17 protein-coding genes are annotated in these 24,143 nt (G+C 40.9%); 1 reads left to right on the top strand and 16 read right to left on the bottom strand.

The features are described 5' to 3' along the window. Nucleotides 1-19: 19 nt before the first annotated feature. Nucleotides 20-1,597 (bottom strand): APC family permease, encoded by a 1,578-nt coding sequence (locus A3KS_RS0101815; protein WP_026393441.1) that lies wholly within the window; start codon nucleotides 1,595-1,597, stop codon nucleotides 20-22. Between the two features lie 4 nt (nucleotides 1,598-1,601). Next, the gene (locus A3KS_RS0101810; protein ID WP_026393440.1) at nucleotides 1,602-2,171 is read right to left on the bottom strand and encodes a hypothetical protein; all 570 of its coding nucleotides are present in this window, start codon (nucleotides 2,169-2,171) and stop codon (nucleotides 1,602-1,604) included. 283 nt (nucleotides 2,172-2,454) lie between these two features. Between A3KS_RS0101810 and A3KS_RS19735 the strand changes: the two genes are divergently transcribed. Then, on the top strand, nucleotides 2,455-3,714 hold the full coding sequence (locus A3KS_RS19735; RefSeq protein ID WP_051355591.1) for an LCP family protein: 1,260 nt from the start codon (nucleotides 2,455-2,457) through the stop codon (nucleotides 3,712-3,714). 103 nt (nucleotides 3,715-3,817) lie between these two features. Here the strand turns inward: A3KS_RS19735 and A3KS_RS0101800 are convergent, their stop codons facing one another. The 14 genes from A3KS_RS0101800 to A3KS_RS0101735 form a co-directional block, all read right to left on the bottom strand. Then, nucleotides 3,818-5,197 (bottom strand): DUF3329 domain-containing protein, encoded by a 1,380-nt coding sequence (locus A3KS_RS0101800; protein WP_026393439.1) that lies wholly within the window; start codon nucleotides 5,195-5,197, stop codon nucleotides 3,818-3,820. A gap of 79 nt (nucleotides 5,198-5,276) precedes the next feature. Beyond that, the gene (locus A3KS_RS0101795) at nucleotides 5,277-5,627 is read right to left on the bottom strand and encodes an EamA family transporter (RefSeq protein WP_026393438.1); all 351 of its coding nucleotides are present in this window, start codon (nucleotides 5,625-5,627) and stop codon (nucleotides 5,277-5,279) included. Further along, a complete protein-coding gene (locus A3KS_RS0101790; RefSeq protein ID WP_035354901.1) occupies nucleotides 5,617-5,955 on the bottom strand; it encodes an EamA family transporter in 339 nt (112 codons plus the stop codon). The genes A3KS_RS0101795 and A3KS_RS0101790 overlap by 11 nt, the downstream gene beginning before the upstream one ends. Then, complete coding sequence (locus tag A3KS_RS0101785; RefSeq protein WP_026393436.1) at nucleotides 5,952-7,688, bottom strand: hypothetical protein; 1,737 nt, start codon at nucleotides 7,686-7,688, stop codon at nucleotides 5,952-5,954. Before A3KS_RS0101785 ends, A3KS_RS0101790 begins: the two co-directional genes overlap by 4 nt. Nucleotides 7,689-7,771: 83 nt before the next feature. Further along, nucleotides 7,772-8,932 carry a glycosyltransferase family 2 protein gene (locus A3KS_RS0101780; RefSeq protein WP_026393435.1) on the bottom strand — a complete coding sequence of 387 codons (1,161 nt, stop codon included), beginning with the start codon at nucleotides 8,930-8,932 and terminating at the stop codon, nucleotides 7,772-7,774. An 85-nt stretch (nucleotides 8,933-9,017) separates the two neighbouring features. Next, a complete protein-coding gene (locus A3KS_RS0101775) occupies nucleotides 9,018-9,962 on the bottom strand; it encodes a glycosyltransferase family 2 protein (protein ID WP_026393434.1) in 945 nt (314 codons plus the stop codon). A gap of 10 nt (nucleotides 9,963-9,972) precedes the next feature. Further along, nucleotides 9,973-11,904, bottom strand: coding sequence for a DUF7657 domain-containing protein (locus A3KS_RS0101770; RefSeq protein ID WP_423219223.1), 1,932 nt, complete (start codon nucleotides 11,902-11,904; stop codon nucleotides 9,973-9,975). Between the two features lie 236 nt (nucleotides 11,905-12,140). Beyond that, the gene (locus A3KS_RS0101765) at nucleotides 12,141-13,538 is read right to left on the bottom strand and encodes an undecaprenyl-phosphate glucose phosphotransferase (protein ID WP_026393432.1); all 1,398 of its coding nucleotides are present in this window, start codon (nucleotides 13,536-13,538) and stop codon (nucleotides 12,141-12,143) included. A 30-nt stretch (nucleotides 13,539-13,568) separates the two neighbouring features. Further along, the gene (locus A3KS_RS19730) at nucleotides 13,569-14,435 is read right to left on the bottom strand and encodes a glycosyltransferase family 2 protein (RefSeq protein WP_035354898.1); all 867 of its coding nucleotides are present in this window, start codon (nucleotides 14,433-14,435) and stop codon (nucleotides 13,569-13,571) included. A 93-nt stretch (nucleotides 14,436-14,528) separates the two neighbouring features. After that, nucleotides 14,529-15,512, bottom strand: coding sequence for a glycosyltransferase family 2 protein (locus A3KS_RS0101755; protein WP_026393431.1), 984 nt, complete (start codon nucleotides 15,510-15,512; stop codon nucleotides 14,529-14,531). Between the two features lie 111 nt (nucleotides 15,513-15,623). Then, on the bottom strand, nucleotides 15,624-17,630 hold the full coding sequence (locus A3KS_RS0101750; RefSeq protein ID WP_026393430.1) for a GBS Bsp-like repeat-containing protein: 2,007 nt from the start codon (nucleotides 17,628-17,630) through the stop codon (nucleotides 15,624-15,626). Between the two features lie 117 nt (nucleotides 17,631-17,747). Further along, nucleotides 17,748-20,573 carry a GBS Bsp-like repeat-containing protein gene (locus A3KS_RS0101745; RefSeq protein WP_026393429.1) on the bottom strand — a complete coding sequence of 942 codons (2,826 nt, stop codon included), beginning with the start codon at nucleotides 20,571-20,573 and terminating at the stop codon, nucleotides 17,748-17,750. Nucleotides 20,574-20,690: 117 nt separating this feature from the next. Continuing rightward, nucleotides 20,691-22,940, bottom strand: coding sequence for a glycosyltransferase family 2 protein (locus A3KS_RS0101740; protein ID WP_156913181.1), 2,250 nt, complete (start codon nucleotides 22,938-22,940; stop codon nucleotides 20,691-20,693). Further along, nucleotides 22,925-24,121, bottom strand: a complete 1,197-nt coding sequence (locus A3KS_RS0101735) for an ABC transporter ATP-binding protein (protein ID WP_026393427.1) — start codon at nucleotides 24,119-24,121, stop codon at nucleotides 22,925-22,927. The genes A3KS_RS0101740 and A3KS_RS0101735 overlap by 16 nt, the downstream gene beginning before the upstream one ends. Nucleotides 24,122-24,143: the final 22 nt, after the last annotated feature.

Here is a 24,143-nt window from a genome sequence, read left to right as displayed (position 1 = left end):
AAGTAGAATTAATCCCAATCTATTCTTCCGGATTCTCGGTTAAATATTTCCGGATCGATTCGTAGTCACCTTCAGCAACGATAAACTCGGCATCCAGATTCTCCAGCACCACTTCTTCTGGGCGAATCTCCACTTCTTTTTCCACCGGGTTCCGGTTTCGGGCTTCAACTAATAGTAAATCTTTTTGATCCAATGCGATCTTGCGCTGATTTAGTCCCGCTTCAATCACATCCAAATCATTGATTCGTTTATTGATCAGTTTAGAAAGGCGAATCAGATCATCCAGAACCTCATCCACAACGAATTGTTTATCGATGATCATTTTGAGTTTTTCCCGAATCAAATTCCCGGCCGCAACAATTTTTTCATCGCCAGCAATGGGTTGATAGTTTTCCACTTCCTTCTGGAATTCACTGATTGCCCCTTGCAGATATTGGGTTTCCTTCATGGATTTTTCAATTTCATGAAATAGATAGCCCAGCCGACGCTCAATTGAGAGAAAACCGTCTTCATTATCACCCATTTCGGATTCATTTGTTCCGGAAGTGTTTAAGTTCAAGGTCTCCATTTTGGGTAAATCCGATTTTTTTTCTTTGATCGTTGGCAATTCACCAAAAAGATCCGTGCTGTTCTGCAGTAAAATCGGATTTGTCGCTTCCGATATCTGTGATGGAAGTATCATGGTTTCTGCAATTATCTGCTTATTCATTAACGGCGTTGATTCAAGCACCGCTTCTTTTTTCGGTGCTGATTCCATGGCAGGTAAGCTCGCTGGCATTCTTACTGGCGATGGGGTAAATTCCTGCTTTGCCGGTTTCATCGCTGACTCCACTTGCGTTGCGGTTTGCTCCAACGGTGCTTTATTTTCTTTTTTTAAATTTTCCTTGATTTCATTAAGAAAGTCACTGGTTTGATAACGCTTTTCTTCTTCAACAACCCTCGGTTCATCAGCTCTGGGCGATTCAACATAGCGTTGCTGTCCTTTTTTTTCGTTTTCCAGCAGACTGGTAAAAATGCTGTCATACTCGGATTCTTCTTCATCATCTCGCGACAGCCAGGTTTTTTTCTCGCTTTTCACTTTTTTTCCTGAATTTTTATCCACTTTTATCGGTTCGTTTTTCTGTTCATTTTTCAGGTCTTTTTTTGATGCTTTTTTATTTTTCTGTTTAGGTGTTCGCTCTTCTTTTACTGATTTCTGATCATTCGAATAATTATCATCTTTACCTATGAGAACCCACCAGAGCAGGTGACAGAGGGTGATGATCAGGAAGTCTGAAATGGCTAAACCAATAAACAATGTCAGCGGTACATCGGGGATCAGAAAAAAGCACATCGCAAAAATGATGCCGTTGCCGAGAATTGTAATCCCGCCGCCGATAAAGGGAATATTCTTCCGCAGCATGTTCCTGTTTAAATCATACAAGGCTAAGATGATAACCTTAATCCCCACAAAAAAACCCATCAGAATAATATAGGCATTTGCGTTGGCAAGTGTCATTATTACCTGATATCCCAATAAAAAAGCATAACCGGAAATCGCTAATCCAACGATATCAAAAATCAACAGACCCCAGCATTTACCAAAACTTAATTTCATCAAATCACTCCTTGCTGTCATTTTCGGGGGCGGTTCTGCGGTTTTCGCGCGAACTTCCGCCGTCGATTGAAACCTGGCCAAAGGTTGAATTCAAGCCGTCCAAACCTTCTGCGCTCCGATATAGCGCTTCAATTTCCTGAAGCTTCTGATACTCGCGATTCAGGGTTTCTTCTTTTCGATTCACTTCTTCATGACGTTTTTTCAGAATAGCAAGGGCTGTCCCCAATGAATCCAGCATATCCTGAACCATTTTTTCCCTTTTTTCGATATTAGCCAGTTGGTTATTGAGCTCCTCAGCCTGATAATTAGGAATCTCACCCTCGTTTTTTAAAAATCGGGTTTCTTCCTCTTTCAAATCTTCAAACACACGCTCGAAATTCCCCGGATCAGATCGTGGTGACTTTTCCTGCTGAAAATTTTTATCGGGCTGTGCTGGACCACCCTGGACTGTTCTGAGGATCAGCGATTTTAATTCTTCATCCTTCTTCAAAATCAGTTTTTCTAAATTTTCAATGCGTGATTCAACATATTCAAAGTACTCATTTTTTTCATTGAGTTCCTGTTCATTTGCCATAATAACCCCACTCCTATATTCGCTATCAGTCTTTGCCTTCTATTATAACAAAGTTTTCCTAAAATGTATAACAAGATTTACCGGTCACTAATTTTTTCTATTTATATTATTTTTACAAATATTTACAAATATGATATAATACCCTACTAGAAGTCTAAAAATAGAGTAATTCGGACTCATTTCCAAATTAAAGACGTGAAAAAATCTTTACAAATCGCGTCTCTGCTGTAAATCTGCAGATTTATATTTGCCAGATAGAATGATTTCCAAATGAGGTAAAAATTTGAATAATCGAAAAAAAAGCGTGATTGAAAATAGACGGAATCCATCTTCACCGAAGTTATCTAATAAAAACTTAAGACAAGACACCCGCCCCTTAAAGACCATTAAATCAGAAACCAAAGCGAAACCGAATTCGCGACAGCAAAAGACAAAGCCGATAATCCTTCCCGATCCGATGCCGAAGAAGAAAAAAAACAAGGGCTTTATGAAAAAATTCCTGCGCACCATCTTGCTGATTATAATTTTTCTAATCGCCACTGCTTTTGCTGTTAATGCATTTTTCTTAGGTAATGTCACCAGCGATCTAAAAGGAAATTTGAGCAAGTATGGAATTAGCGACGAAGCGGCCAGCTTTGCCAAACAGCATAAGATTGTCAATGTTGCTGTTTTTGGAGTCGATGGGCGGGATGATGTTGATGGCGATCGGACCGATACCATCATGGTTGCCACCGCTGATTACGAACATAGCAAGGTCAAGGTTGCCTCACTGATGCGCGACACCTACGTTTATATCGACCAAAAATACGGCTATGACAAACTTAACGCCGCCTATGCCTATGGTGGCCCGGATTTGGCGCTTCAAACCATCAATCAGAATTTTGACACCACCATCACCGATTACGTCACGATTGATTTCAGCGCGATGGTTTCGATGGTCAATGCCGTTGGTGGCGTCACCATCGATATTGAAACAGATGAAGAATTAGACTGGGTCAATGAATACCTGATGGACGTTAATGAAAAAGTCGAGACCGGTTCCCCTTTTCTGGAAGATACCGGTTCTCAGGTCGTTGATGGCTCCCAGGCCCTGGCTTACTGCCGTGTTCGTTATGTAGGGGATGGCGATTTTGATCGAACCCTGCGGCAGCGGGTTGTTTTTGAACAAGTATTATCAAAAGCCCTTGATCTCGATGTCAAAGAGCAATATAATCTGGTAATGGCCACATTGCCTTATGTGGAAACTTCCCTGAGTACCATGGAAATGTTAAAATATGGTGCAAACTTGGCATTGATGCCCTCAAAAGACATCGAACAAAGTCGCTTCCCCACCGACGATCTGATTTCGCTTGATATGCTGGATGGCGTTTCTTACGTTATCCCTAACACCCTGGCCGAAAATATTGAAGCATTCTATCAATTCATCTACGAAACCCCCTATACCCCTTCGGATGCGGCAATGGAGATCAGCGACGAAATAAAAGACGCGGTAAATGGAACATCAGACGATTCCGATTCGTATATAGAAGAAGCCTCTAACTAAAACGATTTAAGCCACCCTCAGCATTTTGCAGTGGGTGGCTTTTTTATCTTTTGATTATAACAATTTCGAAATAACTCAAGTTTAGTGTTCAATCGTTTCAGAATTACGGTTGCCGCACAATATTCGGAACTCCAAAATAATCGGCCAAGGCTCGGTTTACCCAATGGTTGGGATCCAGTTGGACATCCTTTAATCCGGACATGCCATTATGGCTCGATAAGGGCACAATTTCCGGCACCTCGACGAATTCTTCGTTATGTTCCTGAATGATTTGGACTCTGGCAAGATACTGTCTGTTGACTGTGATGGCATCCACGCCGACATAACCCCAAGACATAACATAAAACACCATAACCGCACAACCGGGAATTAAAACAAACTTCTTGATCCGCTCAGGCGTCAGTTTGAGTTGCCCCAATGCATAAACCACCGCAATAATTAAAAATGCCGCCAACCCAAACATCGCCCGGGGCGGAAATTTCGGCGGTAATAGCATCACCAGCATTGCCGCAGTTGCGGCCACGGTAAAGATTCCAAAATTCGTCCAGGCGCTTCGGTCTTTTTCATTTCTTAATAGAACAAATGCGATGGCCGCCAAGATCACCAGTGGCATCAGGGCATAGAGGTTGTAAGCAAAATATGAAAGCCGGGTGATAATTGGGTTTGATCCGACCATCATGGTTACCTCAGCTACCGCTGATTCGTTCTCTACCCGCAGGTTGTTCCCCGGGGCAAAGATCATGCACAAAAACCCACAGGTTGAGAAAAACAAACCCGTATATGCAAATGCCGGAATGCGAATTTTGCGTTTAAAATAAACCGCACCGAACATGATCATAATTAAGATCATCGCCCCAGCCGTATTTTCATTGGTAATACCACTGATGAAAAATAAAGGAATCATCATCATGGCAAACCAGATACTGCTTAATCGTTTCGTCTGTCTTTCTTCATACAAGCGAAATGGGATAAGGGCCAATAAAATGATGGTTCCACACCATAAATAGTTACAGGAGCCGGTTAACCACATCACTGTCTGCCCAAACATCGGGGTGAAAAACCAGACTAAAACCGTTGTCAGTAATAACAATTCAAATCGGATTCTTCGGCCAGCGGCCAGAAAATAAACTGCCAGGCAAAAGATTATATAACAAAAACTATTGGCAATATTAAAAACATCTTTTCCCCAAAACATAAAGAGCTGCGTTAACGTTTCTGCCACTACCCGGCCGCCCCAAGTTGTATAGTAAGAAATCTGCGAATTAACGATATCACCTAGATTCATTACGGGCATTGATGTGCCAAAGATAAAGGTATACACAAAATCATCGGCAATCAGGGGCGTTTTGATATTTAAAAATACCATATACATAAAGGTAACTGCCACGATCGCCCCAAAAAGAATCCGATTCGTTTTGGGGGATTCCATTAAATTTTGAATCGTTCGATTTCCATAATCTTTACCGAAACGGTCATTATTCATCTTAATCTCACACAACCTTCCAAAAATTTGACTTTCTCTATTCAATCAAGTTCCCAGCTTGTTGCCATAGGATCTTATCTTAAATAAATGCATAAACAAGAATTCCACCGACAATCAATACATTCCCAATAATTTTCCGCCGACTTAGTTTTTCTTTTAAAATAAGCATCCCCAGAATCCCAACATAAATGTATCCCGTCGATTCTAAAACCGGCCCCAGAGTCAGCGGGACCCCTCGATAAGCAAAGGTCGTTAATAACGATGATCCAAAAAAGAAAAAATAAGCCCCGATAACATAGGGATTCAGATACTCTCTGATTCGACTTTCATAATGAATCATGGCGCTTTTTTTTAGAATAACTTGTGAAAGGGATGCCACTAAGACCGAAAACAAATACAGCACATAATAAACCCATTCATTATTTATCATCACTTACCACCAAATATATTCCTGAAACAATAATCACTGAACCCAACAACATTCCCCAACGCAATGCTTCTCCAAAAAACAGATAACCCCATACAATTCCCCACAAAATAGTAATGGCTTTATTTGCAAAAGCCACGGTTAGAGGAAATCGCTTTAAGATCTGCTGCCAGAGCAGGGCATAAACAAACAGTATAAATAAAAATAATCCATAATAAAGAATAAATCCCAGGGAAAGAAATTCTTCTTTGCTGGCCATCTTCGAGAAAACCGATCCGATTGAATATAATAATAAACTTGCATGTAAAAATAAGTAGTTTTTTAGTTTCATTGTTCCCTCAATCTCAGTTCTTTTTCTGTTTTTGTTTTTTTGTATCTCACCTTAACAAATATCTCCGTTATCTTATAGAGCGCGACGACATTAAAGGCGATAATCAGCGGATAGGCACCTGCCAGATACCAATATGAAATGGCCACGTAAGCAGAAATATCTGTATAGGCAACGCCGCCAGCCAACACACATGCACTGAACAGCAAGGCTGATAAAACCAACCAGCAATCCATTAGTTCGTATTTGTTTCGCAACTTTTTTATGAGTATAAAAGCAGATATCAGACCATAGGCTAAAAGGGCCGCAATAAATGCAATGGCCCCAATAATCCGATAAATTCCGGTCACCCCATTTAACAACGCAATCCTGATTTGGTCGCTTAATGAAATCGGTTCACCATTAATGCGTGCTTGATCATTTGTAATTTCTTCAAAAAGTAAAACCCCACTCTTCCCGTCATCAATGCTGTCAGTGATACTGGTTTTAATGGCCTCAAAGCTAACTACGTAGTTGACGGTTTTTAAAAAAGCAATTGGCAATTCTTGGTTGAATTCATCCCGCCAGGGAGACATCAGCGCTGAGGGCATGGTCGGCCGACGTTCCAGCTCGCCGCTCGCGAAACCTGCTTCCAGTTCCTGTGCGACATTTTTGTAAAAGTCATCAGCTTTAACCGCATTTTCGTAATAGCCGGCATTGGCAACCGCTTCTCTCAAAGCCCAGAAGAAAAAGCCATCTTCCACCTGTCTTACCTTTGCATCTTTTTCATACCATGACCATCGATCCAGACTAGCTTCCAGTTCTATTTTGATATTATTAAGCGTCGGTGAAACCTCATAGATTTTTGTCATTGTGCTTCTGGGAACAGATGCTCGCGTCACCTCTTCACTTGGCTGAACCGAATAAATAATTTTTATGGCCTTTGTAAAATTGCTGTTGTTCAACTCATTAGTCGTATAAATCCCATAATAGGCGTAGTTAATACTGGAAATAATGATGGTAGATAATATTAGTATTACCACCGGCACGACCGTGATTATGCTCTTTTTGACTCTTTCCTTTAAAGGTCGTTCCTTCCTTGCAATGATGACTATTCCGGTAATGACGATTACTCCTAATACCAACGGAATAATCCAGATCCCATCTTCCCGGGTATTCCAAAGCGAAGCTAAACCAAGTCCCCCACAAATAGCCCATAGCAGTTGAATCCAGGTTTTTTCAAAACGATTCAGGTAAACAGCAAACATACTTCCGCTGATAATTAATGCCTGGGGAGCCGTCAAACTATTTCGGTAAACCCGGAGGAAGGTTTCATCTGCGAATGAGATCGGATTAAATAGAAGCGCCAAAAAAATAATAAAGAGTGGCAATTCTGTCGGAAATAGTTTTTTTATCCCAAAAACAAAGATCATGCAACCGATCGAGTAAATTCCAGGAATTGACAGCGAATAAGGAATACCAAATAAATGATTAACTGCCAGAAAGAAGGGAAAGAAAAGGCCTTTAACCAGCGTCTTTTCTGAATACTCACCTAACCACTCTCCGTTAATCAACGAGTCCGCCATATTGATCATTAAGCGGTCATCATGACCTGCTCCTGCATGAGCAAATAGTGGTATGCCAATTACTAGTAATTGTTTGATTACAATAAAACTGATCATGAAAATTACTAACCGGTTTTTATTAAAAAATCTCTGCAACCGATTTTTCTCTACTTCAGATACTGTCGATGCCATCTTCTCACCCTCTCTATCGCTTTCTAATGGCTCAAGCAAAACAACAGACAACCTAAATTTTTCTCTAGCTTGCCTGCGATACTCTATTTTTTTCTTTCGATTTCCAAAATCCCCAAAAAGAAGCTGGCAAAAATCAATTCGATTCCAATGGCAATCAATGTTGTTGCCGGAATCGTTATTTTCATAATTGATTCTGGCTGCAGATTGCCAAAAGAATTGTTACCCCAAATTATAAAAGCAAAAATGGTAGCCACAATCCCTAATAAGGTTAAAATAATACCAATCACAACACCCTTTTCAACCGTAAATTTTTCAAAAATACTGACGGTTTTGGGACTATTGGGAATAAACCCTGAACTTAATGCGTATGCTTTGGTAAACATTGAAAATAAGCTGATATTAACCCCCACCAACACACACGCTGATCCATACATCATCGTGTTGATACCAAAGTTGACATTTCCGATTTTTGTTGGTCCTACACCGATAACAACCATCATAATCAGACCGATAACTGACAAAATCAGACCGGGATACAAAAACGTCCAATCGGGACTGTACATCATCAGGAATTTAAGATGTCGCCAACCATCCCGCCAGCTTCTCAAGTGGGGGGGCCGGGTACGGCCATCGGGTGATAAGGTTGTTGGCACTTCGATCATTTTCAGCTTATGCAAGGTTGCCTGAACAACCATTTCACTGGCATATTCCATTCCCGTTGTTTGCAGTTGAAGACTCTGAATCGCGGCTCGGTTGTAACCCCTAAGGCCACAGTGAAAGTCTTTGATATCACTGGGATAGAAAATCCGCCCGATAAATGATAATACCGGATTCCCCAGATATTTATGCAGTGGCGGCATTGCCCCCTTTTCTATTCCACCCTTAAACCGATTTCCCATTACTAATTCGTATCCTTCTCTGAGTTTCTCCAGAAAAGGCATCAGATTCAAAAAATTATAACTATCATCCGCATCTCCCATGATGACATATCTGCCTCTGGCATTTTCGCTGCCACCTCTCAGAGCGCTACCATATCCCTTTTGTTGGATATTAACAACCCGGGCCCCATTTCTTATTGCTATCTCCTGAGATCCATCCGTACTGCCATTATCGGCAATCAGCACCTCTCCATCGACATTGTTGTCTGTTAAGAACGACATTGCCTTCTTAATACAGATTTCCAATGTTTCGGCTTCATTCAGACAAGGCATTAATATCGTTAACTCGATTTCTCTTTCTTCCAATCACTTTTCCTCTTTATATCTAATATTTTTATGTCCCCTTATGATCATATCCTGGTGTCATGATATTTTTGACATGATGCTATTATCAGGATTCTTTGCTCCAGATCTCGTTCAGCAGGTTCAGATGTCTTTCAAAGTTATGGCGGTGTTGTTTCTTTAATACTTGCAAGATGACCCCGCTGAAAAAACTGATGATAGCAATAATCCATAAGGCTGTGATGACAATCAAGGTTGGATATTTAGCTACCATACCCGTTTCAAAATAGTTCATTAAAATGGGGGTAAAAAAGATCCCACTGATAATCAACAATGCTAATGAAATCATTGAAAAAAACAAATAGGGTTTTGTATCCCTGAACAGGGTTCCGATGGTCATTAAAACCTTGTAGCCATCTGAATAAGTATTCAGTTTGGACTCACTACCTTCCGGTCGGTCCCGATAATCGATGGGCACCTCAACAATTTTAAAATTATTATCCAGGGCGAAAATTGTCATTTCCGTTTCAATTTCAAAACCCTTTGATGTTACCGGAAATGATTTGATGAATTCTCTGGTGAATCCCCGGGCGCCAGTCATAATGTCTTTCACTTCTGCTTTGAACAACACATTAATTAATTTTCGTACCAGCACATTTCCGATATTATGAAATGGGCGTTTGTTTTCCGTAAAATAGGTCGATGACAACCGATCACCAATGGCCATATCCGCGCGTTTTTCATAAATCTGTCGTTCCAACTCCAATGCAAATTCAGCGGGATAGGTATCATCGCCATCCGTCATAATATAACAGTCTGCGTCGATGTCACGAAACATCGATCTGACCACATTCCCTTTTCCCTGCCGATATTCGTACCGAACAATCGCTCCGGCTTTTCGGGCAATTTCATCGGTTCCGTCACTGGAATTGTTGTCATAAACATAAATATCAGCATGGGGCATCACGACCTGATGATCCTTAATTACCTTTTCGATTGTTTTTGATTCGTTATAGCAGGGGATTAATATTGCTGTCTTTTTTCCCTTTTCCATCACTACTCCTTTAATTATAATTTACTGTATATATTTTAAATCCATTTTCATCTGCCAATTCAATTAAACTCACTTCCTCATTTGAAAGCGTCGATAAATCCCGTTTTGAAAAAACATAAGATACTTCCAATTTTTCTAAATCCGCAATATTTAAATTGACTTCAAATAGATCTGGCGACTTTAAGGCAAAGTTTGTTTCACTATTCGTATTGGTCAGATTCATACTGATATGGGCATAACGGTTATAAATATCTTCTTCTGATCCATCGGGATCCAATAAATGCCATCTTTCCAGGACGGGATAAACATTCGTCGAGTTGATTGTTGGTGCTCCAGCCATCAGTGGTAAGTTAATAATCGGGAAACCGATTTCCGCTCCTGAGTCGACAATCCACAATCCATTATCAGCCGAATTTATCTGTTGAATTTTTTTGATTAAATTCTGTTGATAAACCGCATCCAATCCACTAACAACTGGATTAACAAATAATCCTGCTACAAACACAATAGCGAGTGAAATTACTAACAGTGCCTTTCGGGCCCAATCCTTGTTTCCACTTAAGATAACATAAAAAGATCCAAACAAAAGAAACAAAATAAGAATATTCATCTTTAAATCGAGATAGCCTTCATATAGTTCCCGCGATAATAGTGTGATCACTACACTCATAAGCAAGGCGGCACCAACTTTTATCCATTTTGAAAATCCACCTTCGAATAATACGAGGGCTTTGATCAACAATAGTATATTTAAGAATCCAACTGCCAGAAAAGCCCGGACCGGTTTTGAGTAACTTAATAGTGTGGCTTTTGCCAGCCATTCCGGCCACGAAAACAAGCACCATAATATCAACGCTGTATTTGCTAAAAGCATCAAGATTAAGAAGATATCTGCTTTTTTTTGTTTAAACAGTACCCAGCCAGTCAGAATTATTCCCATCGGGAAGAAATCAAAATAAACTGCCAATTCACAAAAATTTGCATATGTCAATTCCCGGGAAAAAGCGAAAAAGAGATTCCCTGGATATAAAAACAATCGCGAAAATTGGTTCCCCCCCGTCTCTGCACTGCCTCCCGGATATACGGTATTCATCACTGAACTGATTGTCCCCCCAGATTTAGCTAAAATATAAATCATGCCAATGCTCAAAAATAAAATTAAGCCCAAGCCTATACCAACATCTTTTTTATTCCAATGAAAGTGTTTTCGATTTTCCAGAACAACACCAATGAACAACACCAGAAATACATATGCCAACGGTACTTGCCAGGCTGGATAAAAGGTTAAAATGTATCCACCGGCACAAATTAACACCACCAGGGCATAAAGAGATCGCTTATAATAATTCTGATTATTCATATAGAGTGTGATCATGATTAAAGCCAATTGACCAAAAACCAGCATTTCAACTAGACCGTTGATGGCAAACCACCACTGAACAACTGGGGACCAGGTGATCAACAGGGCATAAATCAATGACAGTAATTTACTCTTTTGGGTGAGGATCATTCCAAACTCAAAGGAAACCAGAAACAACGCAATGACTCGACTGATCCAAAAAAATGACAAGCCTTTCGCTGGTGACAGTAATAGATAACCCCAATGAAAGGGTCGAAAAAATATCGCAACATCTCTCACGGGTTGGCCATAAATAATAAAGGTATCGGTTAACGTCCCTCGGATAGTTTCGCTGAAATAGGGAAATAAACCGGAATTATTATAATACTGTGACAACAGCATTGGCGTATTGACCGCCCATTCATCGCTGCGAATGCCTCTCGATATGCCAATTAATGGTTCGTAAATATTGGTAAGGTTACTTAAATAATTCTGCCAATACAAGATTGATGAACCATGAATTTCAAAAAAAACAAGCAAAATCAGCAATATTCCAGAAATCCAGAAACGATATTTATATACTATGCCAGTTAGTTTCTCCATCCCATAAACATTCACCAAAATGCTCAAGCCAATGCCCAAACCCATAAAGAAGAACAGCCTGAGATAATGAACCGCATGTATGATCTGGCTGAGTCCTGTCCGCGATTGAAAAAATTCAATCGCGATCATGTTTTCGATCATTAAAAAATATAATTCGCAAAAACCGGCTAACATCAGTGACAGAATGATTAAAACAAAAATCTTTATCTTCCTATTTGTCAATATTCCGTTCAAATTTAATACCCACTCTCAAACACCGCTTTAAATGTCATAAAAAAGACTTTGACATCAAACCACAGGGTCCATTTTTCGATATATTCAATATCACACTCGATCCGTTTATGAATCGAGGTATCACCCCGCCACCCCTGCACCTGAGCCCAGCCGGTGATCCCCGGCCGGACATGATGTTTAATCATATACTTCGGAATCTCGTGCTGAAACTGGGTGACGTAATGGGGCCGCTCAGGCCGGGGGCCAACGATACTCATATCCCCTTTTAGAACATTGAAAAACTGTGGTAATTCATCAATACTGGTTTTTCTGATGAACGCCCCAAATTTCGTTTTTCGCGGATCGTTTTCAGTTGTCCATCCGATTTCGCCAGGAATCGCGGCGTCGCAACGCATCGATCTGAATTTGTAGATCCAGAATTCTTTTCGGCCCATTCCCACCCGGATCTGTTTATAGATAATCGGTCCGGGTGAGGTCATTTTAACCAGAATTGCTGTCACCAACATGATTGGAGAAACCAAAATCATAATCAGAATCGAAAGAATAATGTCAATAAATCGCTTAATCCATTTATTTAACGGCTGATCCAGTGGAATATAGCGGGTATTAATCAGAGGAATACCATCCAGTTCATCAAAATAAGCGGTTGTTCCCTGGATCAAGTGGAAATAATCTGGGATAATCTGGGTTTTAATCCCCTGATATTCACAAATATCAATGACTTCGTCGATCCGCTTATAACTGGTGTTAGGCAATGCAATAATCACCTCATCGACTTGATATTCTTCGAGGATTTCATTCATTTCCCGAGTTTTGCCAAGAATCGGGATTCCATCCTTATCGCTTTTATGATAATAGTCATCGACATACCCGGTGACCTTATAACCCAGCTGCCGATCACCGGCAACTTTTGCGGCAAAGGTCTGACCGATACTGCCAGCGCCCACAATAATAATGTACTTAATATTAAAGCCCCGTTCCCGGGCCATACGGAGAATCTTGCGAATCGAGCCTCGCTCCAGAATCATCATCATGGTCGAAGTGATAAAGAAAATCCCCAACATATATCGGGAAAAGTGGATACTTTTCATGGTAAACAAGGCTGACATTAAAATCGTAATACCAATGATATTAGCAAAAACTATTTCTCGGCATTCTTTAAAAAAGCGCTGTTTGCGATAGGGTTGGTAGAGCCCGAAAAAAACAAAAAGGATCAGATAGAGCGGGATAATGATGGCCAATAAGTCGATATAAGCCCTTAAGTTCATCGTTCGCACACCATCGTCAAAAAATGGTGAGACAAACCGGATATACCAGGCAAATAAAAGCGAAGCAGTCACAACACACATATCGAACAATACCAATATAAAATTAAAAAAACGCTGATTGCTTTTAATCATTCTTGATCCCCCTTTCCCCTTTCCCCTTTTCTATTTCCTGCGATTATTCTTCGCCAATGCTATTTTTTTCATGATCGTCGTTCCTGTGATCACACACCACCGGGTCAGACCATTATACTTATCCCGATAATGCTTATTGTAAAAAATTGCCATGGAATCATAAAATGCCGCTATAACCCTGGGGTTTCGTTTTCCAATCCCGCTGGCTTTTTTATGATGGAAGATTCGAATTTCCGGGTAATACATAATCTGATACCCAGCCTGTTTGATTCGATAACACCAATCGACGTCTTCCCCGTACATAAAAAAATCCTCATCCAGCATCCCTACCTGATTGATGACTACCCGTGGCACCAGCATAAAAGCGCCCATAATACAATCGATGGAACATATTTTATTTTCATCCACATAGGTCAGATTATAGGCACCAAAACGAGTGCTTTCAGGAAAAGCGGTATCCAGGTTAAGACTGTGATAAAGCCCATTTAATGGTGTCGGAAAGCTTCGTTTGCAGGCTGGATCCAACTTGCCTGAAGGCAACAGTACCTTACAGCCGAGAGCCCCAATATGTTTATGATCTTTAATAAATGCCACGGCACCCTTTAATGTGTTCAGATCAACAATGGTATCAGAATTCAGTAAGAGGATATAGTCCCCCTGCGATATTTCCATACCAATATTATTTGCCTTTGAGAAACCCAGGTTTGCGGTATTTTTTATAATTGTGATCGTTGGAAATTGCTTTTCAATGGCTTCAATGCTGCCATCTTCTGAAGCATTATCCACCAGGATGATTTCATAGTTCAACCCTTTGGTATTACTTTTTATGATTGAATCAATACAATTTGATGTCAATTCTTCTGTTTTATAATTAACAATGATAATCGATAAATCCATTTTCAGCCTTTCTTAAGCCTTTTTGTCTTTCAAAAGACATTATATTTTACCATACACCCTTTAAATATGGAAGGGTCGAAATGGAAAGTGTTTTTACTTCCCCATTTTATTTTCAATAAATCGAAATACGTTCACTATCAATTGTACTTCAATAAAAAAATAGTGTCCCAGATTTTTTAATTGAAAGGGGACCTTGGTTATTTTTCTATGATTTTTCAAGCCTTCCTTAATTCCCGCAGCATAGTCTCGGCCAAAACCTCTTTTTACAAACAGTCCGTATTTAACCAAAAAACCCAATAATAAAAACGGGCTATTGACAAGCAACTGAATAAGTGGCATATTTTTGTAGGCCACATAAATATTGTTTCGTGCCGAAATCTGCACTTTGAACGGACTGTACTTTTGTCCTTCTGCAGTCGTTGCACTGCCGATATGGTAACAGATAGCTTTTGGTTCGTATCGGTTTTTATAACCGTTTATTAAAGCTCGATACGAAATATCCACATCCTCCATATAGGCAAAGAAGGCTTCATCAAACAGGCCAATCTCAGCTAAAACAGATCGGCGATAAATCCCGGCCCCGGCACAGGTACTGAAAATTGCTGTCGGCTTATTATGAGCATTCACCGATTGGCCATCACCCCGTTTATAACCCCAGCCCAAAATATTATAAAAATCGCCGGTGTCATCCAGCTTATCCCGCTCGTAGTAACGGATCATTTTAGAGCTCACAGAAAACACCTGCGGATTGTCATCAATATGTAAATATAAATATTTCACAAAATCCGCTTCAGCTACTACATCGTTATTTAAGAGTAAACAATATTTTCCCTGACTCGCCAGGATTCCCTGATTAACAGACTTGTCGAACCCCGAATTAATCGGATTTTCCAACAGTGTTACATTTTTATACGCTTTTATAATATTGACACTGGAATCTGTCGAGCAATCGTCCACGACAATAATTTCCATCTGTCCGAACTCACTAAAACTTTGAACCAACATACTATCCAGGCAATTTGCGATGAAATTTTCGCCATTGTAGTTTGGTATAATAACTGAAACGTCACACTTCATAAAACCTTCCTTTATCCCTATAAATAGTCCGTTTCATTATAACACATGATCTTCCTTTACTAAACAAAAAGAGACCGGGCCTTTTCCCTGGTCTCTTTTCCGATTAACACCTCAATTTGCATTACTGAAAGGGTTGTGAAAATCAATCCAAATTTCCGGATTAACACAGGCATCGTCAGCATTGGCAATGGCTCCAAAATGCAGGTGGGGGCCATAGGCATTGTCGATATAAATTCTTTGAGCATTATAACCAGATCCACCAACTGATCCAACTTTTTGACCCTTACTTACCGGCTGTCCTACACCCACATTAATCTCCTGCAAGTGACCATAAAAGAAGGAAACACTTTCACCATATCGATCCGTAGTCCGTATTCTGACATAGCGACCATAGCCCATAAAATAGCCTGCCTTTTCTACAACACCATTGCCAACCGCATAGCAGGGGGCATAATAGGGAGCCGGGATATCAATCCCTTCGTGGATATCGCCCCATCGTGGCCCAAACCAATCTGTGGGATCACTGGCATTTGGTTTGTAATTTTTATCCAGCGGGTAATTGAAAAAACCATAAATAGTAGCGGTATTCTGCAAAATCTTTCTGCTGGAGTCCTTTACAAAAACCATTTTCCCGCTTTTATCGACAAGGTAGGCATGCGAAATAAACTCATCAACAATAATATTATAATTTTGCAAATTAATGGTGGCTTCCCAGGTATGATTGCCAATATAGGTTGCCTGCTCCCATCGCAGATCATCCTGGCCATTTGACCGGCTCCAGGTGGGAAACATAATGCCAGTCACTCCATTTTCATTAGCCACATTCTTGATCCGCATCTTAAACGTATTGTTAAGTACCGCCTTATCATACTCAATGATTGGGCTAATACTGGGCTTAGTAAATTCTGAATTTGCAAATGCAATACTTTCTCCCCCAATACCCCGAAGGTAAGCATGAATAATATAGGATCCTGTTTCAAAACCATGATTTTCAATGTCGACATAAGCGTAAAATTCGCCGCCGGGTCCCAGTTCGCCCTTATACCATTTCAATTCATCTTGTCCATTTCGGTTTGACCACACTGCAAACACTACATCCTTAATGCCTGTCCTATCCGAGCAATTTTGAGTGCTGATTGAAAACTTTGATATATCACTATCTTGCCGAACTTTAATCGCCATTGGTTCTTGCAGAAACGGATTGCTAATCACCTGTTCGATATCTCCGCTATACGTTTGCTGCCCCTCTTTATTTTTTACATAAGCATGGGTAATAAATGTATCATAACTCCGTTTGTAGTTGATGATTGAAATGGTGGCCTCCCAGGTGTCATTTCCCACATAGGTTCCCGATTCCCACCTCAAGTCATCCTGTCCATCGATCTGACTCCAGGTGGGAAAACTGATCCCTGTAACACCTTGAGGATTGCTCGCTCCAGTTATTCGGACTTTGTATTCATTGTTTACTACTTCTCCAACGGTGATTGTTGGGTTGGGTGTTCCTAAACTGAATGTATTAGTAAGATTTTTAGCCAACTCCCCCTTTAATCCATAGATATAGCTGTGAATATGATAGTCACCTGTTTCAAATCCATGGTCTTTAATGTCCACTGCAAAACTGTACTCCCCATTGCTATTGAGCTTTCCCTCATACCAATGGATATCATCCTGACCATTTCGCTCCGACCATGTGGGAAACATAACCTTGCCAATTCCGGTTTTACCTGCGCACCCAACTGTACTGATCATAAATTGTGTTTTGTTTTCTACTCCAGGCTCAATCCTTATGACTACGTTGTTAATGTCCAACGCCATTACTACGATGTCTGTCGATTCCTCAGTTGACTCATCTTGATCAGTTGTTAAATTATCCTCTTGGTTTGTTTTTACATCTGAAATATTACCATCTGAGCTCTCTTCGGTCACTTCCCGATTTTCTTTTAACAGCTCCGGTTCGGGGTCAGACAATACCGCAGTTGCTTCTAATATCATTGTTTCTTTACCAGAAACTTCTATTGCTTCCTGCGCTGTAATCTGACCAGATGAAAAAAACAAAATGATTGTCCAACAAATGATCACTTGTTTTTTCCAACTTTTCTTACCCGTCCTTTTTATCATTTTTTCCCCTTTAATAATCCTTGAATTTATCACTACCCTATCATTGAACCATTGCCGCCGTCAAGACTTAGATATAAAAAAACAGAGCCGAATTACTTCAGCTCTGCCTCTTTACAACTAAAACTTTTTCATAATTGTCTTAACCTTGCCGGCATAAGTTGTGTCGGCTGCCCAGGTTCCTGCCAGTTCTTCAACCGAAACCGCTCTTAACCGTAACGAGTCATTCCACCTTGGATCAACTCTGGTTTGATTTAGTGCCGCACTGCTGGCGTAACACTTTAAATGCTGCACATGTCCGCGGATTCCGATTTGAAGACCAACATTGTTGTATCCATAAACTGCTGCAAAATCATAACCAGGTACACCTCCAGTGGCTCCCAAACCAGCAAAATTAAATTGTGCTGGTTTAACGTCTCCACCAAACTGAAGATTTCCTGTTTCCAGCATTGCCTGCGCAAAGGCTACCTCGGCGCGAACGCCTTCGGCATTACACTCGCTGATATAAAGATTGACAAAGGTCTCCAGATTTACTCCCAAATCGTTGTAAATCTGAGGATAGACACTTCCTGTACCCTTATAGTAAGCCACCAATTGAGCCGCCGTTACAGTTGTGGCACCCATAATCGGGGTTTCCACATAGCGCACACTGACTGAGGTATTTCCCAGGAATACTGAGCGCCCGTCGGTTTCCACACCATAAGCATGAATGGAATAGGTGCCACTATCGCCCTTATGGTTTTTGGCATCAATCATCGTCTGATAACTACCATCACTTTGCTTGGTTGCCGTGTACCATTTTATATCGTCCTGGCCATTCTCATCGCTCCAGGTTGGAATCAGAATATTTTTGATTCCATTTGGCGCTGTGATGCCGCTGACCGTTGTTGTAATGATATTCTCATTTACAACTGCTTTAACTGTTGTTGCCGTCATCGGTTTTGTTGCCGTTATATTTACTGATGTATTCCCCAATAACGTCATTATTCCGCTAGTTTCTGTTCCATAAACATGAATACGATATGTTCCGCCATCATATTTGTGATCTTTAATATCGATGGTAACGCTATAGCTTCCATCGCTCTGTTTTTCCGCGAGATACCAGACCAGATCATCCTGACCATCGGTATCACTCCAGATCGGTACCGAAATTGATTTGATTCCGCCAGGGGCATTAATTCCTTTGATGGTTGCCGTAATCTTATTGCCCGATACACTACCGGTTACACTGGTGGCTGTCATGGGTTCAATCACGACATTCGCTTTTGCCGCACCGACAAAGGTCATTTTTCCATTACTGTCCTTTCCATAAGCATGGATAATATAGTTTCCGCTGTTATAGTTGTGATCTTTGATATCAATGCTCAACTTATAGCTGCCATCACTTTGTTTAGTTGCCGAATACCATTTTATATCATCCTGACCACCCGTTTCGCTCCAGACAGGGATCAACATTTCTGTGATTCCATTTGGCGCCGTGATACCTTTGACCGTTGTTGTAATTTTTCCACTCAATACCGCTGCTGTTACACTGGTCGCTGTCATTGTATCAACCTTAACCGTTGTCGTGGTACTTCCCAGAAATGTCATTACACCGCTGTTGTCCTTGCCATATGCATGAATGTTATAGGTACCGCCATCATATTTGTGATCTTTAATGTCCGCCGTTACCTTGTAGCTTCCATCGCTTTGTTTAGTGGCACTATACCATTTCAAATCATCCTGGCCGCCTGTTTCACTCCAGATCGGGATGGACAATTCCGCAATCCCGTTGGGTGCCTTGAGGCCTTTTAACGTTGCGGTAATTGTGTTACCCGATACCCCACCGGTTATACTGGTAGCAGTCATTTTTTCCTGTACGGATGCTTCAACAGTTGCTGTGCTCTCGCCTAGCTTGGTGTATTTACCATAAGAATCCACCCCATAACAATGCAATTGATAATCGCCACTGGTATAACCATGATCCTTAACGTCGATGGTAACACTGTAATTGCCATCACTTTGTTTGGTTGCGGTATACCACTTCAGATCATCCTGACCACAGTCATCACTCCATGTTGGGATATAAATAACCTGTAAACCATTGGGTGCCGAAACGCCTTTAACCGTTGCCGTGATCTTATCCCCACTAACGGTGGCAATAAATCCAGTTGCTGTCATCGGTGATGTTGCTGCTCCAAAAAGCTCACTGACACTTGCTAAAACCTGATCGGCCATTTTCTGCTGATTAGTGCCATCTGCCAACTTCAGTGATTCCGCATTATTGGATACAAATCCAGCTTCAATGAGTACTGACGGCATGCTTGTTTTTCGTGTATAGGCGTCATCCCGCTCAACAATCTTGTTTCGGCTGGGAACATAAGTCAAATTCTTGCTGAAATTTGCATTCATAAAATTTGCCAATTCCTTCGATTTTAACGCAATCGTTGGGGGCGTTGCATCCAAATCGGCAGTCGATCCATCAGACCAAAGCCCGGTTTTTTGATAGATCCCATTATTATCAACCGTTGGATGATAGCTACTCCAGTAAAATTCATAGCCGCTGGCAGTTGCTGCCCCTGAATTATGATGAACACTGATAAATAAATCCGCACCCAAATTATTGGCGGCACTGCATACTGCTGTTGAATTATTTACTGTCGTTGCCAGCAACGTCGGTAACCCCGGATTTCCCGGAATTTGATGGCTTAACATTGCATTATAACCATTATTTCTCAAAGTTGTTACAATTTTAATTGCCAGGGCATTGTTAAGATCCACTTCTGTAATGCCCGTTGTTTTATTAACGGCTCCGGTATCGGCGCCTGACTGATGTCCCGGATTAATCACGATCGTGGTGCTGGCGGCATTAACCGTCGGACTGAAATATGAAAAGAAAGTAAATAGCGTAAGGATCACGATTACCCCCAAAGCAATCTGCTTTCTTCTGTTTTTAATACACTCCATTATTTTCCTCCTTTCTCAAGAATTTTAACCCGATGTCATTACACTTATAGTTGTCACGATAATATCACAAATATTTTACAACGTCAATTTTTTCGTTACATCTTATGGGTATTTAAGTTAAATCTCGTTCTCTTCATCTTCCTTGGTTTTGCCCTTTACATAGCCCACAATATCCACACAAATTGCGTAATTTCCATCAACTCGCGTTAGGTTTCGGTTATAGTAGGGATCATTTTTGATGTATTTCAGCCAATGATCCTTCATGTATTTGATTTCACTGTTGAAACGCTTATATTTGGAATAGGTATCTTCGGCGCCCCGGGATTTTGATTCATAGTGATAGAGTTCCACATTATGAAGCCAGACATTAAATTTTCCCGCTTCATAAAGCTTAAGACAAAAATCCACATCATTAAAGGCGACTGTCAGTTTTTCTTCAAATCCATTAACCCGATCAAAATCTTCCCGTTTCACCATCATACAGGCGGCTGTCACCGAAGTGTAGTTATTGGTGGTGACCAATTTGCCAAAATAACCATAATCGCCCCGGGGATAACCCACATGTCCATGTCCGGCAACGCCGCCCATCCCCAGCAAAACACCAGCGTGTTGAATGGTATTATCCGGATAATAAAGTTTTGCTCCAACTGCACCAACATGTTCCTGCTGGGCGTAGCTGACCATCCGTTTCATCCAGCCTTTAGTGATAACCGTGATATCATTATTCAGGAACAGTAGATACTCGCCTTTTGATTCCTTAACCGCCAGGTTATTTATTTTCGAAAAATTAAAGGGGATATCGATCCGGACCACCTTAAACTGATCCGGGTATTTTTTTGCGTAGTATTCAAAAAGTTTGAAGGTTTCTTCTTTTTCGCTACCATTATCGGCAACAATAATTTCGAAATTTTCGTAAATAGTTTTCTCATAAATCGAGTCAATACAGGCTTTTAGATCTGCGGCATTATCCCGGGTTGGGATAATCACCGAGACTAAACCATTATTTACAATTTCATACTCAATATTATAAACCCCAGGAAAGGCACCATGGCTAACCGTACCTTTAATCCCCCGTCTGTCCAGGGCATCTTCCAGGGACTTAAGGCCCGCTTCAAAGGCATAACCTTTTGAATCCGGATTGACGGCGGTGGAATTGCTGATCATCCGCCAGTGATACAAAATCTTCTGGATGTGGAAGATGTTCGCTGTTTTTTCAGTGAAGCGAAGCACCAGATCATAGTCCTGAGCACCTTCATAGCCTTTTCTGAAACCGCCGATTTCGTCCATAATCGCTTTGCGGTAAACCCCAAAATGACAGATATAATTGGTTGCCAGCAATATATCCGGAGCCCAGTCGGTTTTAAAAAATGGTTGGCTGCGTTTATTGTCTTCACTTAACTTGTCTTCATCACTATAAATCAAATCCGCTTCCGGGTGTTCGTTTAATAATTTGACCACTTCATATAGGGCAAAATCTGCCAGGGTATCATCATTATCCAACAGTCCCACAAATTCGCCGGTGGCAATAGCCAGGGCCGAGTTTGAAGCCTCAGAAATATGGCCGTTTTCTTCCCGATAAACCACCTTGATCCGGGAATCCAGCATTTTGAATTCTTCCAGCAACGGCTTAATATGGGGGTCAGTAGAGCAATCATCAGCGATACACAATTCCCAATTTTGATAATATTGATTGCGAACCGAATCGATGCAGGCTCTGAGCCATTGTTCTTCTACATTATACACCGGCATAACAATCGATACCTTAGGATTATAAGAAAAACTTTTTATTTCTTCGATGACCGTTTTGACATCTATATCTTCATGGACGTCAATCCAGAAATCATAGTTTTCCTGATTTTTATATTTGAGTTCGAATTTTATTTTGCGGATGGTATTCTTCAATCCATTGCGCCCAAGATAGCCCACGGTTCGGGTCGTAATGCCAACCAGTCGTTTGGCATTAAACAGATTGGGCTGTTTCAGATAATCATAGTTCTTTTTTAAATTGATCGGAACAATTCGAATGTTGTTTTCATCCTTTAATTTCAGTTTCAGCTTTTCGCCATAGGTTTTTTCATCAAACTCAATAATAAAGCCAATTTTGGCGTCATCCGGCAGAGTATACTTATTGTTAACGTCAATTCTAAAATCCCGTTTAAATTGAACTCCCGCCGCTTCTCTTCCCAGTAAGTATAATTCGACCGGTTCTTTGGTTTTTGTATTAAAGGCCCAACCCTGGACCGTGGCGCATTGACTCGCTTCATCCTTGACAATTTTGTCGATGAAATATTTAATCTCTTCCTGTTCAACAACTGATTTCTTTTCCATACCAATAACCTTTCTTACTAATCCTAAATTATTTCCCATTGATGTTCCATATGAACCAGACCCTCAGTGAAATAATCGGCCACAACCGAGATCACAAAGGCTGCTGTTTCGTAGTCCAGATTGACAATGCTTTTATTTGCAAAAAGTCCGATATCCACTTCGTATTTTCCACCCAGCAAAGGCAGCTTGGGGACCACATAACGGACATGGTGGATACCTTTTGTTTTGGGAATCTTGACCCCATCCAAATGGGTGTTCGGCCCAAAGATATACTGACGGTCGATGGTATAAAAGGCCACCCCTACCAATGCTTCGCTGGAAAGATCATCGTACAGTTCATACTCAATATCGACGCTGAAATCATCAAAAGTATTTAAGGTTTCAGTATTGCAGCTCATGGCGATGATTTTCCCCAGATGGGCATCAATTTCCATTTTGGGGGCCTCAGGATTTCCTTCTTCAAGGGCTTTCTGTTCCATCGATTCTTTAAGCATTTCGCTTTCATACATATCGATAACGTGAGTAACCTCACCAAACATCCGCATTTCGCCATGGTCAATCCAGACACCCTTTGTGCAAAAGCGCTTGATTTGTTCCAGCGTGTGCGAAACAAAGAGGACCGTTTTACCCGACGCTTTGAATTCTTCCATCTTATTGATACATTTTATCTGGAATTTTGCATCGCCAACGGCCAGAACCTCATCAACAATGAGTATTTCCGGGTCCACATTAATGGCGGTGGCAAAGGCCAGCCGGGCGAACATCCCGCTGGAATAAGTTTTGACTGGCTGATAAATATATTCGCCAATCTGGGCAAAATTGACGATATCATCCAATCGTTCGTCCATTTCTTCCTTGCTATAGCCCATGATCAATCCATTGGCATAAATATTTTCGATTCCGGTGTATTCCGGGTTAAAGCCGGTTCCCAGTTCCAGCAGCGCCGATACCTTCCCATCAACATAAACATCGCCTTTGCTCTGGGTAAGGACCCCAGAAATAATTTTCAATAAAGTCGACTTCCCTGATCCATTCTTACCCACAATCCCGATGGATTCGCCTTTTTTTATTTCCAGATTAATGTTATTGAGGGCATAAAACTTATGATGGTATTCTTTTTTTCGGATCAGACTCATAGACTCTTTCAAGCGATCCATGGGCCGTTGATAAAGCTGATAGATTTTTGTAACGTCTTCTATTTTTATTGCCACTTCTGACATAATTTCCTCCACTGATCTGTGA

Source organism: Acetobacterium malicum subsp. dehalogenans DSM 11527, assembly GCF_000472665.1.
Lineage (GTDB): Bacteria > Bacillota > Clostridia > Eubacteriales > Eubacteriaceae > Acetobacterium > Acetobacterium malicum.
Note: the sequence above shows the minus strand (reverse complement) of the source record. Positions and strands in the feature narration are given on the sequence as shown.